The sequence below is a fragment of the Halalkalibacter akibai JCM 9157 genome, assembly GCF_000513135.1.
Taxonomy (GTDB): Bacteria; Bacillota; Bacilli; order Bacillales; family Bacillaceae_D; genus Halalkalibacter; species Halalkalibacter akibai.
In genome coordinates this window covers 1-14,225 of record NZ_BAUV01000019.1, presented here as the reverse complement: position 1 = coordinate 14,225, position 14,225 = coordinate 1, and the positions used below count along the sequence as shown (strand labels likewise).

At 36.0% G+C, this 14,225-nt stretch carries 15 protein-coding genes and 1 other annotated feature; of the genes, 6 read left to right on the top strand and 9 right to left on the bottom strand.

Features of this window, described 5'->3' with window-relative positions:
* Nucleotides 1-215 precede the first annotated feature (215 nt).
* Nucleotides 216-776, bottom strand: a complete 561-nt coding sequence (locus JCM9157_RS11740) for a DUF6944 family repetitive protein (RefSeq protein ID WP_035664951.1) — start codon at nt 774-776, stop codon at nt 216-218.
* A 184-nt stretch (nt 777-960) separates the two neighbouring features.
* Nucleotides 961-1,683, bottom strand: a complete 723-nt coding sequence (locus JCM9157_RS11735) for an HAD family hydrolase (RefSeq protein WP_035664949.1) — start codon at nt 1,681-1,683, stop codon at nt 961-963.
* 301 nt (nt 1,684-1,984) lie between these two features.
* Here JCM9157_RS11735 and JCM9157_RS11730 point away from each other — a divergent pair, with 301 nt between their 5' ends.
* The 4 genes from JCM9157_RS11730 to JCM9157_RS24650 are packed head-to-tail and all read left to right on the top strand — an operon-like array spanning nt 1,985 to nt 3,798.
* Nucleotides 1,985-2,452 carry an RNA polymerase sigma factor gene (locus JCM9157_RS11730; protein ID WP_035664948.1) on the top strand — a complete coding sequence of 156 codons (468 nt, stop codon included), beginning with the start codon at nt 1,985-1,987 and terminating at the stop codon, nt 2,450-2,452.
* Complete coding sequence (locus tag JCM9157_RS23405; protein WP_052013104.1) at nt 2,449-2,682, top strand: hypothetical protein; 234 nt, start codon at nt 2,449-2,451, stop codon at nt 2,680-2,682. Before JCM9157_RS11730 ends, JCM9157_RS23405 begins: the two co-directional genes overlap by 4 nt.
* Before the next feature lie 11 nt (nt 2,683-2,693).
* Nucleotides 2,694-3,641, top strand: coding sequence for a hypothetical protein (locus JCM9157_RS11725; RefSeq protein WP_052013103.1), 948 nt, complete (start codon nt 2,694-2,696; stop codon nt 3,639-3,641).
* 16 nt (nt 3,642-3,657) lie between these two features.
* On the top strand, nt 3,658-3,798 hold the full coding sequence (locus JCM9157_RS24650; RefSeq protein WP_156321491.1) for a hypothetical protein: 141 nt from the start codon (nt 3,658-3,660) through the stop codon (nt 3,796-3,798).
* 153 nt (nt 3,799-3,951) lie between these two features.
* On the opposite strand, the gene JCM9157_RS11720 is transcribed toward JCM9157_RS24650, so the two are convergent.
* Entirely contained in the window at nt 3,952-4,782 is an 831-nt protein-coding gene (locus JCM9157_RS11720; RefSeq protein ID WP_035664946.1) for a DUF2935 domain-containing protein, read from the bottom strand.
* 191 nt (nt 4,783-4,973) lie between these two features.
* Entirely contained in the window at nt 4,974-6,089 is a 1,116-nt protein-coding gene (locus JCM9157_RS23400) for a BsuPI-related putative proteinase inhibitor (RefSeq protein ID WP_052013102.1), read from the bottom strand.
* 161 nt (nt 6,090-6,250) lie between these two features.
* Between JCM9157_RS23400 and JCM9157_RS11710 the strand changes: the two genes are divergently transcribed.
* The gene (locus JCM9157_RS11710) at nt 6,251-7,714 is read left to right on the top strand and encodes an FAD-binding oxidoreductase (protein WP_035664945.1); all 1,464 of its coding nucleotides are present in this window, start codon (nt 6,251-6,253) and stop codon (nt 7,712-7,714) included.
* Nucleotides 7,701-8,273: an MFS transporter gene (locus JCM9157_RS11705; RefSeq protein ID WP_035664944.1), complete on the top strand. Its 573-nt coding sequence runs from the start codon at nt 7,701-7,703 to the stop codon at nt 8,271-8,273. The genes JCM9157_RS11710 and JCM9157_RS11705 overlap by 14 nt, the downstream gene beginning before the upstream one ends.
* Nucleotides 8,274-8,414: 141 nt before the next feature.
* Here JCM9157_RS11705 and JCM9157_RS11700 read toward each other — a convergent pair whose 3' ends face one another.
* The 5 genes from JCM9157_RS11700 to JCM9157_RS11680 all read right to left on the bottom strand — a co-directional run bounded on the left by JCM9157_RS11700 (nt 8,415) and on the right by JCM9157_RS11680 (nt 14,009).
* Nucleotides 8,415-9,782 carry an MATE family efflux transporter gene (locus JCM9157_RS11700; protein WP_035664943.1) on the bottom strand — a complete coding sequence of 456 codons (1,368 nt, stop codon included), beginning with the start codon at nt 9,780-9,782 and terminating at the stop codon, nt 8,415-8,417.
* Between the two features lie 132 nt (nt 9,783-9,914).
* The gene (locus JCM9157_RS11695; RefSeq protein ID WP_035664941.1) at nt 9,915-10,688 is read right to left on the bottom strand and encodes a coiled-coil domain-containing protein; all 774 of its coding nucleotides are present in this window, start codon (nt 10,686-10,688) and stop codon (nt 9,915-9,917) included.
* Nucleotides 10,689-11,352: 664 nt separating this feature from the next.
* Nucleotides 11,353-11,763, bottom strand: coding sequence for a GNAT family N-acetyltransferase (locus JCM9157_RS11690; protein WP_035664940.1), 411 nt, complete (start codon nt 11,761-11,763; stop codon nt 11,353-11,355).
* Nucleotides 11,764-11,776: 13 nt separating this feature from the next.
* Nucleotides 11,777-13,024 (bottom strand): MFS transporter, encoded by a 1,248-nt coding sequence (locus tag JCM9157_RS11685; RefSeq protein ID WP_035665019.1) that lies wholly within the window; start codon nt 13,022-13,024, stop codon nt 11,777-11,779.
* Nucleotides 13,025-13,086: 62 nt separating this feature from the next.
* Nucleotides 13,087-13,339: a binding site (T-box leader), on the bottom strand.
* 94 nt (nt 13,340-13,433) lie between these two features.
* The gene (locus JCM9157_RS11680; RefSeq protein ID WP_035664938.1) at nt 13,434-14,009 is read right to left on the bottom strand and encodes a hypothetical protein; all 576 of its coding nucleotides are present in this window, start codon (nt 14,007-14,009) and stop codon (nt 13,434-13,436) included.
* Between the last annotated feature and the right edge of the window lie 216 nt (nt 14,010-14,225).

Below are 14,225 nucleotides of genomic sequence, written 5' to 3'. Positions count from 1 at the left end.
AATGCATTCCATGAAAATAAGCTATATTTTTTCTATTAACTGCTTGTAGCAAATTCTGTCTTTTTACAAACAAGATCTTAAAGAGAAACAGTTAATTCAGCTTTTATCTATGTAACTAAATGAAGAGATAAGCTACTCACTGCCAATAGCCTATTACTTCATTTATATCTTTTCATCTATTTTAATAACAACGCTTATCACCACCTTTTTAAATATTATAGACCGTCTGCTTCTATTAACTCTCTAGTTGCCACTACTGCATTAAAATTTGAACCGATTGCTTGCAAAATAGCCCCTAACGTTATGAGTGGCTGACCTTCTCTTTCTCTCAATTCATACACTTCACCTGTCGCTTCTAAGATTCCTCCTAGTCCTTGTAGTCCATTACCAAAAGCAAAAGCATGTTCTCCTATAAGGTGATCAGCTAGTGCACTAATGGAAGCACCCATTGCCTGTAACGAGTCACCAAGGATTTCAAGACGCAACAAATCCTCCTCACCGATTGTATTATGTTCAACATCCTGCAAGTATGCTGCAATTGAAGACGTTGCAGCACCTGCACCATCTATCCAGTTACCTGCAAAGTTAAGAGGATCATCGGTTGTAACGGTTCCTACTAACATCGTTCCAACTGCTTGCAATCCTTCTCCGACTGCAACAAGTTGGTTATTAATTTGATCGATACCTTGAAACGCTCTTATTTCAGCAATAGCAGAAAGAATGGTTCCAATGGCATCAAGCCACGCACCTGTTACTAACTTATAATCATCTATCACCCCGACCCCACCTTTTTTCAGCTATTACAATAATGTAATCAAGTCCAGATGAAATGGTGAAAACACGACTAGAAAATGGATTCTTAGAGAGTTGAATAAAATAAATGAACCAACTACTTGCCTAACATTACAGCTACAAATAAACGAAAGCATGACTACTTTTTCAAAAAGTAGTCATGCTCCCTTATTCACTAAATATTCCGACCCTATTCTTCAATTTTTCTAATAATTCTTCTAACGTTCCATGATCATCTATTTGATAGCTCACTTCACCACGATCTATGACATAGCCATCCACTAAAAATGTTCTCATTCCTAGAGAACCAGCAACCATATCTTCCTGTTTATCATTCCCAATCATGATACAATCGTTTGGTTCGACTTCTAGTTTCTGTAAAATTTCTTGATAATATTGCTTGTGTGGTTTCGTAAAAGAAGCCTCTTCATAGACTGTCACAAGTTCAAATGGTATGTCATCAATCCCTGCCCATTTCAAACGATGTGTAATCGCAGCTTTTGGGAACACAGGGTTTGTTGCTACAGCAACATTGTACCCTTGTTTAATCGCTTCCTCTACAACTTGCTTGGCCACTGCGCTCGGACTTGATAAATAAGAAAAAGTAGGAAAAACCGTTTCATAAAACTGATCCAACGTTGGCCAGATTTTCTCTTTTTCAATTGCCGCCAGTCTTAAAAAGGTTTCTTCAAACACTTTTTCATTTGTTCGCTCTGGGTCAGTATTTTTGATCATCGCTTCTGTTCCGCCCCAAAGAGCTTGAACGAACAATTTTGGATCCATTATATGAGCAACTCTCAGTGCTAATTCTTTTATGTAAGTTTGGACAAATTGATCTGTATCCATTGGGAGGAGCGTACCATCCAAATCAAATAAAATAACTTTTTTCATTTTTTCCACCTCTCACATCTAGTCTCCTTTAAGCTAACAAAACCAAATTATACCATATTTAAGGTAACTCTTAAACTTAAACCGAGTTTTTTACACACCTGCCTGGTACCACTAATGAGTTCTTTTAATAAAGAAGATGACTAACGGAATGATTGACTATGTGTTTTTCTACTCATTTGATTGTTATGATAGTATTGCGATTCGAAACTAATTCTAAAAAATAAAATATTTATCCAACACTTCCTCCTTCTCAAACGTTATCTTATTGAACAGAGCAAAACAGACAAAGTGAGTGATTGAAATGGAAACGAGTGAATTATATGAGCGATTAAAGCAAGACATACACCGGTTTGCTCGTTCAATCGCAAGACATGAACAAGAAGCAAATGACCTAGTTCAAGAAGCTCTAATCAAGTCTTTGAAAGACGGTCGGCTTTTAGACCTCCCCGAACATAAACAACGTGCATGGTTTTTTAAAGTCATGAAAAATCAAATGATTGATGAACGCAGAAAAGAAAAACGTCATGATGTATGGGAAGAAGATCTCGATTTTCCTGTTCAATCGATTGCTTCTAATCATATTGAGATGACAGAGCTCTTATCGAAATTATCAAGAGATTTAAGTGATCTTGTTTTCAAACGTTACTGGTTAGGTTTCAATAGTCAGGAAATCGCAAAACAGTTAGACATCCCAGCGTCAACAGTCCGGTATAAGCTTCATTTAGCCATGAAACAATTACGCCAACAATTAGAGGAGGATTTAAGATGAAACAAAAAATTGGAAATGTAGGTTTATTAGATTTACGTCACGCAACAGAGGAGAGTATCAAAGGAATTGAGAGTATTAACAATGTTGGAGTCGTGTTTTACCACAAAGAAAATGCTCATCTACTTTCGTCACTCAGTATAGGAAATATCGGAAAAAGTATTGAACTTCCAGAAGGGTGTTTATTTGTAAATGGTTCTCTTAAGATCGACGATGCTTCTTACAATCATTAAAGGAGGAAAGAATGTATTTTGTTAATGGTGCAGTCATTATTTCGAAAGATGTTACCGTAGAGTCTTTAAGTCATTCTTCACTTTCTATCCAAGTTAATGGCGCCATATACTGCCCTACTCATCTATCAGGTGTAGCTACGGGCCTTGTAACTGGTGAAATGGTCACATATGAAAACGATCTCCCTCGTTTTGAAGCCGGTGATTTTTCATTAACCAATGCTTTCCTTCAATCATTGGATCAACCACAACAGTTTGTCATCTTAGGAGTGTTACGGTTCCCTGAAGATTTAAACATGGAGCTATTTATGGAAAAAATCACTAAACTCGAAGTCAAGGGAGTGGTTTCACTTCACGAACAACAAGAGTCGTTCTTTCATAAAAAAGTATCCTCTTTATTAGGCTGTGTCATGGAAGTCATTCCTGCTGGGTATCAGACATTAAAAAAAACACTTCGTCTAAATGGAAGATCTATCCGTCGCTTTAAATGCGCGAAGCTTTATACAAAAAAACCAATCATACTTGATCATTCCATTACAAGAGAAGCTTTTTCCGAAGCGATTGATAAAATTCACACAAAATCTATCATCATTTGCCCAGAACACCTTGAAGATCTTATCTACGAAACATGTAATGTGTTAGATACCGAAGTAATACCTTTCGTAGAAAGCTTCCTTTTCATAGAAGGAGAAGAACATTGGTCTGAGGAACAAATTTCAGCACTAGATAAGCCGATCAATTTAATCGTCAAAGGATTAGTTACCTTCTCAGATGATGTTACAACTGAAACTCTAAAGGAAAGAATCGCTGAAATTAACCTCTTCGGTGAAATCAGAGCTACAAATAAAAAAATACTCGGTGCGCTACAAAGTTTACTTGTCATTAATCATGGCGAAATTAAAGAGACAGGGGAAAAGGAACAAGTCACGTATCTTGATAACATCGGAGAGCTATCTCTATAGAAAGGAGTAAATAAGTATGTTTAACTGGAATGACGTTTATGTTAACAGCTGTGTCAATCAACGTGTGACAGAACTCCAGAAAGATATTAATCAACATAAGAAACGCTTTGTTTTTCCATTAAGGAAGGGCTCAACTAAGAGGAAGGAAAAAGTTTAATTAATGAATCTATCACGTTTTCATGGGTGTTTCAGAAAACCGAAACACCCTATTTAATTCATACTCACGAATAGGATAAATAATAAATTACGATAAATCCAATTCCACAAAACAATTACTAGGTTCTAAACTTAGATTCTAGCTTATCAAGCACTACTCAAATGACGGTTTCGTTAACGGGCATTGCTCAGCTTGTGGTCCAAGCTCTGGTGCGTACATACTTAATTTTCGAATAAAATAGCAGCTTTCAGGAAAATGATGTTCTAGAAATCGTAGAGTCGTTCGATTGAGAACTTCGGTGTTCATATACATTTTCACAACATCGATTATAAAATTATACATATTAATCGTTGTTTGCCCAACTTCGCGTGAGAACCGGGTTTGTCTGGCAATCCCTGGAGGTGAAAAACGTAAATATCCTTTCATTTGTTCATTTTGAACTATAAAAGATTGAAATTGTTGGATATATACATCCGTTTGTGCGGTGATTTTCATCTCAATTGGATCAAGAATATTACGTAAAAGAGCAGCATGGCCTAATTGATCTTCTAGCCATAAATCCAGTAAGTCCACTAACGGCTGAGGAGGGTAATTTTGACCTTTCATATAATAAGATAGTATTCGCAAATACTCTTCATTTTCACTTAACGTTCCATTTAAATAAGTAGGCGACAAATTTAGATTCACTTGATTTTGAATTCTTAAGGCCTGCATTTTCCCCTCAAATTGATAGTAGCCTTCTGCAACCGGAAAGACCTCTTTCGCAAAATCAATCATGATTTGATCAGCAATACCCAAGTTCGGGTTTAAATTTCTTAATCTTAATCGAAGTTGTTCAAAAGCCTCGACATATTGCTGTGCAACCCCCACATATTGCTGTTCACTTACCGATAAATGATCGCGAACAAAATAAGCATGATCTTGCAATATTTCTAACCAGAATGAATGCTCTTCCCAAGGCGTAATGTCACTCGCTACAGTCATCATTTCATTCTCCTCTCACGTCATATTCCTCTCTAGACAACTTATGTGGTAATTTAGATTCCTATTCTTAACTTATATCAACGAATGAATTATTAATTAAAATTACGAAAAAACCTGTTCTGGTTGCTAAAAAATTAAGGTGTCATCGCATCGTTGACACCCCTTACAATGGTGTTATAAGATAACCCACACTATTGCAATGGCATTGGTTTGACGAGCCAAATGTTTTGATGGCGTTCTAGTTGAAATGTAAAACGTTCTTCTTCATTGAATGTAAAGAGGACAGTGGCTGCTCTCTCCTTCGTAATCACTTCAAACTCCCTTACTTCATTAAATTTACTCATGAATTCACGTTGATTCACTGTATTGACGCCGCTTCTTCCCTCTTCAACAAACTGCTCTTTAGATATGTCAACTGAACCTTCTGGGTAATACTTATACATTGTGCCGTAGTCCTCTCCAGCTTGTGTGTACATATACATTTGAAAAACTTCGAAAGGCTGATACCCACTTAATACGGAATTTTCATCTGCTTCAATCAGATGAGTGGAAATATCTATTAACTCCTGATCCAACTCTAGTGGAGATCTCTCTAATAGAATGTGTTCACGTTCATACAAAAAGCTTTCAATCATTTTATCTTCTATCTCAGTTTCAGTATAAATGAAGCTGATTTCTTCTTCCTCAGAAAGATCAAGCAACTGTTCCTTAGCAAAATCTGTTAATTGGAAGTTAGACTGTTCCGACTCAATTGTTACTTCTATTAAATCAGGATGTACCTTGCTGATAACACCTTCACCTTTGTTGTATATTGAAGATTTTATCGTTATCTGTTCAGAAGTCTCTCCTGCTCGTTCTGGTACATTTAAATAAACGTGGAGTGTGTATGTTCCGTTTATAAGTTGATCGATAATAATTTCTTCTTCATATATCTCTCCTTTTTTCAAAGAGAGCTCTTCCAATGCTTGAGTTGATAATACTTCGTCCGAGTATTGTCTAACTAGAACGCCATTTTCATCATAAATCTCCATATCTACCTTTAATCCACTCGTAAATTGAACAACTTGGTCTTGTTCTGTCTCGTTCCATACTTGATACAATACTCTCAAGGCACCGTTTTCCTGCTCCAACGTCTCAAGTTTGCTAGTAAGTGGTCCTGTAACTTGTTCTTCTTCGTTCACTTCTTTGTCATTTACAGTTCCCACCGTTACTGGTTGTGTTACATTTAAAGAACCACAACCAGTTATCATACATACAGCAACTATTAAAGTTAGTAGAAACTCAAAGTTTCTTTTTTCTCTTATCATCTAATACACCCCATCATATTTTCATTTTTTTCCATTGATTAAACGTCTGATCTAGCTTTATAGTTCCATCGTTTCTTCGTATTTCCGCTCAAAAATTAGATAGGCATACCCAAAATTCTCCAATATAATAATTGTAACCAAATAAGAACGGAGGAATGGGAATGGCCAAGTACTCATGGTTAATTACTTTGCTGCTTCTTTATGTTGTATTCTTTAGTTATTCAACTTTTTTTCTTGCTAAAGAAGCTAACCAATTTCCTGAAGATAAATGGATTTCCGATGTAAGTGGACTTATGCCAGTTAAAATTAAAGAAATAAAAAAAGGAAAGGAAGAAGAATCTTTTGTTTCTATTATTCAAGAAGCAAACGATCAAGATATCCCTATTTCAATTGCAGGCAAGAGACATAGCATGGGGGGGCACACCTACTATCATGATGCCATCATTTTAGATATGACTAGCTATAATCAAATTCTTGAATTTGATCCAGCTAAAAAAAGGATTCGGGTGCAGAGTGGTGCAACGTGGGATGACATACAACGTTTTATTAATCCGTACGGCCTTGCCGTTAAAGTAATGCAATCTCAAAATATATTTACAATTGGCGGATCACTTAGTGTTAATGCACATGGTCGCGATATTCGATACGGTTCCTTAATTGATACCGTTCATTCATTTCGTTTATTAACAGCAGACGGCGAGATTTTAACAGTTAGTCGTAATGAGAATGCAGAGTTATTTCCACTCGTCATCGGAGGCTATGGGTTATTCGGCGTTATATTAGACGTTGAACTTATCTTAACCCAGGACGAGCTTTATTTAATGAGAAATCACTCTCTTCAATATGATGGTTATGCAGAGTATTTTATAAACGAAGTTAAAAACAATCCAGATGTCCGTATGCATTTAGCTCGAATCTCAACAGCAACTGATACCTTTTTAACAGATATGTATGTGACTGATTACACAATTCCCTATACTGATGCATCACTAGTAGACTTTCAAGAATTAAAAGAAGAACGATTTACATGGCTTACTAAATTCTCTCTTGGTCTGTCACGGCATTTTGAATGGGGAAGAACCTTGTTTTGGAATGCACAAAAGAATTTCTTTCTTTCTCAGAACGAGACGTTAATTACTCGGAACAACGTAATGCGCTCAGAATCTAAATTTCTGGAATATGAAAGTGAGAGTAACACAGATGTGCTCCAAGAGTACTTTATTCCAGTTGAGAATTTTACTTCTTATATTGATGACCTACGAGAGCTACTCTCAAAAGAAGAATTAAACCTTGTTAATATTACCATCCGCTACGTATCGAAAAATGAAGATGCCGTACTTTCTTATGCCAAGGAAGATATGTTTGCTTTAGTGCTCCTAATTAACCAAGGATTTTCTAATGCCGAAGTTGAAGAAACACAAGCTGTTATCAGAAAAATGATTGATTTAACACTTGATCATGACGGTAGCTATTACTTACCTTACATGCCCTACCCAACAAAAAAGCAAATGCTACGTGCTTACCCTAGAGCCGAAGAATTTTTTAAAAAGAAGCAGGAGTATGATCCGAGCACAAGGTTTATTAACTTCTTCTATGAAAGGTATGGAATAGATGAACCGTCTTAATATTCGTTTGCTTGTTTTCTCGCAAAGCACCGTTTTTTTCGCCAGCAGTTTAATTTTTCCTTTTTATATTTTATTTATAAAAAACATCGGTGTAAGCTTCACTCAGTTTGGCTTTGCCTATGGTCTATTCGGTCTTAGTAGCGCACTTGTTCATCCTTTAATTAGTCGCCTTTCACCCAAAATAGGAAACCAATTGTTGCTCAGCATCCACTCATTCGGTATGGCTTTTGTGCTATTAGCATTTCCACATATTCAGTTTGTTGGCCAAGTTTACATCATTCAAGTGTTATTAGGAATTTTAGGAGCGTTACAAAAGCACGGTGAGAAAACATTACTTGCCGAGTTTACAACAAAAGAAACGCGTGATTCCAAAATTGGAATTTATCATTTTTGGACAGGGGTCTTTTCAGCAGGAGCTATTATGATTAGCGGATTTCTTGCAGACTTCTTTACGATTCATTTAATCTTTTATATAAGCTCCCTCTTTTACTTGATTAGTGGTTTGTTAATTCAAAAAATGAAAAGGACAATTACTCCTTTGCTGCCTGAAGGTGAATAGAAAACTTTACAGATCATCAGCTTTCAAATTGGGAGAAACTATAGTAAATCAATGTATCAGTTTCCTCCCTATCTAAAAAAAGAGACAAAAATCAATATGATTTTTGCCTCAAGGCACATGCGTAGCTTTTTAGTAATTAAGTTAAACAACTGCTTTTTCTCCAAGCTCAACTTTTTTCTGAACAATTTGGAGCCTCACATAAAAGCCAATAGCTGCACAGGTCAAGCCAATAATAATTCCGATCCAATAACCAAAAGGACCAAAAACTGTATAAGCGGCTAATAAATATCCCACTGGAATTCCGATTAACCAATAAGAGATAAAAGCAGTTATAAAAGGGATCTTTACATCTTTATAACCTCGTAACACCCCTTGCAACCCAGCTTGCGCTGCATCTGAAATTTGATAAATGATAGCAAGAATAAAAAACTGCCCTGCCAGTAAGACGACTTCTGGATCATTTGTATAAAGATAGGCAATTGGTTCCCTTAAAAAATAAAGAAAAATCGAACCTATCGACAAAATGCCAATTCCACCCAACACACCTAGTTTACTGTACTGTTTTGCCTCTTCAAACTTCCTTCCCCCTACTGAAAAACCAACGACTATCGTTAATGCCATTGAAATGCTTAATGGAATCATGAAGATAAGAGTCGTAAAATTCAAAGCAACTTGATGAGCTGCAACGGTTATTGTAGAGAACATCATTCCTATTAATAAGGTAACAACAGCAAAAATACTCGCCTCAAAAAAAATCGACAATCCAATCGGGATCCCAATCGAAAGCTGTTCTTTCATTGCCTTCCAAGACGGAACAGCCCAAGTTTTAAATAGCCGATACTGTCTAATGACTTCTACCTTAAAGGTCATCCAAACACTAAAAAGGAAAATAATCCAATAGGTTATTGCTGTCGCATACCCAGCTCCTATCCCCCCAAGTGCTGGTAAGCCTAACTTACCAAAGATAAGCCCATAATTTAATAGGATATTAAATGGAACAGCTAGAATTGTAATTATCATTGTAATCCTGGTGTATCCTTGCGCATCAAAAAAGTAACGAAGAACGTTCGCAGCAAATAAAGGGATAATACCAAAAGATAAACCGATTAAATAATGAAAAGCAATATAATGAACATCTTGTTCTAGATTCATGACTACTAATAAAGGTTCAAGAAAAAAGAATCCTCCAATAACGACAAGTACAGCGAGTAGTACCGATAAGTATAGTCCTTGAATGACTGAAGCAGTAATTGTCTCTTTCTTACCACTGCCTATTAAGTGTGCTACGATTGGCGTTACAGCTAACAAGATCCCATTTATGCCTGAAAAAACAGGCATCCATAAACTCGAACCAATTGCAACACCAGCCAAATCTTCTGTTCCTACACGACCCGACATCATCGTGTCGATCAAGTTCATTGCAAATAAACTTACTTGAGTAACCATAATAGGCCATAAAATGGCTAGTAATAAAGTGATTTTTTCTTTCCATGTCTCTGCATGATACATTGGTTTTCCCCCGACTAACATCTTTAAAGTAAACGAACATAAGCATCATTATAATATACACTCCCTGCCAGAAAACGTCCAATCAAAAAAAGAATACACAAGTATATTGTGTATTCCACACGAATCTAAAATTTAATAAAGTGTTTTTTCTGTTGTTACATCCTTCAGTTCCGTACTCAATTTATCAATCATTTGTTTCATCTGAGTGGAGTTCTCCGTTGATTCAGCTTTTAATTGAATAAGTTGCGTATAAAGATCTAAATGCATTTTTTCTTGGTCACGATGTTGTAGAATGAGAGAAGCTGTTTTTTCAATTAAATCCTCTAATTGAAGTTGAAGTTGTTTTTGCTCCTCCTCATTTTCTTTGACTTTAGCAAGTAGATCCTCATGATCTATCGCTTGCAAGTTAACTTTTTGCAAGAGCTCAATATGGTCTTCTTCCACGTGATTAACTTGTTGAAGCAATTCATCATGGTCTTCAGCTTGAAGGCTAACTTGTTTTACAAGTTCATCATGTAAACCTTTTTGTTCCTCTTGGTCTTTTTTCAGTTTTAACAGATGTTGATTTTGTTCCTTCACCTGGTTTCCCTGTTTATTAAATTCTGTTATTAATGTATTTTTTTCTTTTTCTAAAAAGATGATTTGTTTAGAGATTTGCTTTTTCTCTTTTTCAAGTCGTTCAAACTGTGTTTGTAATGCTACAATTTCATCCTCAGAAAGTTGAACTCGCTGTAATAATTGTTGCTGGATCTCGCTTCTTTGTTCCACGATGTCCGCTAAAGATTCATACCTCGTTTGCAGTTGTTCTGTTGCTTCATCCTGCGATTTTATTTGTGTTGAAAAAGCATTATGAACTTGTTTGTGCGTTGAAAGAGTTTGTTGAATGCTTTCGAACTTTAAGTCCACTCTTTCTTTCCTTGAATTTCTATAAAAGAATGTTGATTTACCTCAAGTGAATGCGATTTTTCAAATACTTTTGGTTCCACTTGGTTTGCATCATTCATGCCCATACTTTCACTCCTTCCCAATCATGTTATCGTTAGTTTATGATATTCTAGTTTAGTAGGTGAATGTAGGAAAAATGAGCAAGAATAAAAAAAGAATAGCGACCTCATACCCACTTGGATAAAAGGTCGCTATCCTATTGATGCTTCATTCATGAACTTGTTAATTCCTTTCAAACTGATGTATTTTTCGTTTTATCCCCGTGTATCATCTGATACACTTCGCTAACGCTACGTCATTGGAATCAGTCCTTTCCATGGTCTTATTTATGGTGATGCACCCGATAAGAAGAACTGCTTCATTGTTTCTAACTCCTTTCTTTAAGATGGTGTTGCATATATGTAGTATACGAAAAAGAAAGACTTTTGTAAATATTCAGATTAGTTAATTTTCTTGGGTTTTCAAGATAAATTCTACTCTTTTCTCATTATTTCTTTTGATATCTAATTATTTCGTTAGGCTCTTGCCTATACTTTTTATTATTAAAAAGCGGTCCCTATAAACCTGATATTCTATTTTTTTTAGGTACAGAAAAACATCAGACCTACGTCTGATGTTTTGTGCATTAATTGAATTTGGCAAAGGATACCAATTCTCCTTTATCACATGAGGCAAACCCATGTTTCTCATAAAAACGTCTTACATCTGGGGCATCATTGGTTAGTAAAATCTTCTGACGAACGTCGTCGTATGTTAGAAGTACCATCTTTAATAACTCGGAACCCACTCCTTGCCGCTGATAATTATCAATTACTAAGATATCTTGAATGTAAATGATCGTTTGACCATCACCAACTACTCTAATTAACCCCACTAACTCATTATCATTCCACGCAGTAATAACGGTTAGAGATTGATTTATTGCTTTTAACAATCTAGGCATATCTTTAGTGTACGCCGTCCAATTTACGCTATCATATAACCTTTTTAAATCAACTTCGCTACACTCTTTATTCTGTTGGTAAATAATTGTCATCATAATCTCTCCTTTATAAGTTCAAATCCCTATCGAATGATTGAAAGAACTTATTCCTAGACCCGTATAAAATAAAGACACCTAATATAGCCGAGATCATTAGCATCATTACACTGCCCATAAATACGGCAAGTTGAATTGAAATCAAATGAGCCATGGCACCAAATAGGACTGTACTCCCTATAACTAGGATTGCCTGAATAAACCCATACAGGCTTCCTACTCTTCCCATCACTTCAACTGGAATGCTGTTTTGGTAAAAGGTATGAAACCCAGTGTTAGCGAATGCAAGAAAAAACGCAAGTACAAAAAAACCAATGGCTGCTATCAAAAATGAAGTAGAAAGAGCGTAAATCAGGTAACCACTTGAAACTGCGATTGTTCCAAATCCAATTAGTAAGGAAGTTTTTGTTTTATTAACTACTAACGTATTAACAAAAGCTCCGATTACAATCCCAGACCCTGCTATGCTTACTAAAAATCCATAATCACTGTTTGATAACTGAAGTACCTCTTTTGAAAATGCGGCTTCGAGAGAATCAACAGCTGATGTCATGACTATTACACTACTAAATAAAAAATAAATTAGCATAGTAAAACGATTTCTCTGACTAAAATGCACAACAGCGTACCAATCTTTCTTCAACACATTGATAGAAAGTTTAGGATCATTCGTTTTTGTAATCGAGTTTTTTTCAAGGTTGGGTATGAATAACGTTACAAGCCCTGATAACAGTAATGCGATTCCATTTATATAAATGGCGAATTCAGGAGAACCCGAAATAAAAAGTAAACCAGCAATAGCTGGCCCTAATAAAAAAGCGCCGGAATCAATTAAACTTCGAATTGAATTAAATCGTTTCCTTTGTTTTTTGGGAATAAGCTTTGTTACGTAAACCATGGACGTTGGACTAAAGATAGAATTTGCCATGTTAATGAAAAAAACAACAACATACATTAACCAGATAGATGTAAATAAAATTAAAGGTAGTAACAAAATGCTAGCTGCTCGAATTAAATCAAGGATCACCATTAAGTTGCGTTTGTTTAAACGATCTATTAAACTCCCTGCCCACAGGTTAGTAACAATTGTAGCGATAGGAATTAATATATAAAGAATCGACACAGCTAGTGGCGACCCCGTGCGCTCTAATATAATTAAATTAAGAGCAATTAGATACACCCAAGCACCAACATTAGAAATACCAATAGTAAATAATAACATAGCTGGAATCTTCCAAAACTCAAACATGCTTTTGATTTTCATAGACAGCCTCCACGTTACTTGCTTGAAACAAAAAAATCCCACCCCCAAGACATTGTCTTAGGGACGAGATTATTATCCGTGTTGCCACCCCAGTTTATTAATATGTCACCATATTAACCTTATCGGGTACTTCATATTCATGTTAATACCCTAGCTCTATAACGGGAGCTCCCGTTACACAATCCCCCAAAACAGGTTCCTATGTAACACTCAGAGGCTTGTTTCAATAAGTTCGTTCTTACTCCTTTTCAGCTGACGGAGCTCTCTGTATAGAATGGTCTTATCTACTCTTCTCTTCATCGCATTTTCCATTTTGTAAATAATTTCTAGTATTATATCACCGTCTTCTACTCATGCATACCCTTTTTAAAAGAAAAATTGCAGCTTATTAGAATGACCATATCTACGTCATCGAATAACCTTGATAAAGTAGGGTCTGGGCGTGACTCATAAAAGGCATCGCCTCAGAAATGAGCGCTCTTACTCTGTCGGTATCACCAGTTTCTAATCTATCTAAGGCTTCAGCAAATAAAGCATGAAACTGTTCTACTGCATTAGATCCTTCGATAAAACTAGCGTGCGCAGCTTCAAATCTTTTCGGAACATTCTCAAAGTCCTGTAATTGTCCCGCAAATTGTAAGATTGTGTTATTTTCATCTCTAGCCTCTTCAATCCAGTTGGGGTTCCCTTCTAAGTTTGCGATATGGCCTTCTAAACGTCCTAATGACAAATTCATATAGTATGTAATTTGATCTATTTCTGCAAGATAAGCATCGACAATTCCGTCTTGCACTTCAAGCACTTCAATTGAAGGCAATTGATTGTTCGTTGCTTGAATACCTAGTCGATTCACGTCCGCTGCTTCTTCCGTAAAAGGACCAAATACCATTGATGCTATGAATAGTAATGCTAGTCCATATCCTAACGTTGCAAGTCCCATCTTCCATCCTTTTCCACTTCTAAATCCTGGTATTTTCATTGTTACCACCTTTATATTTTTTAGATCTTATTCTTTGGTAGTATTTCACAACTTGTCCAAAAAATACTTAACGTTCTAATGATGTTAGTCGTTAGAATGTTAAGTATTTTATAGATTTTGTTGTTTTAAGTTAGCTTCACTAAACTGCTCCGCTCCATTCCACAATAGTTCTGGCACTTCAATAACAACAATCTCCACGAACACATCCATATAAAA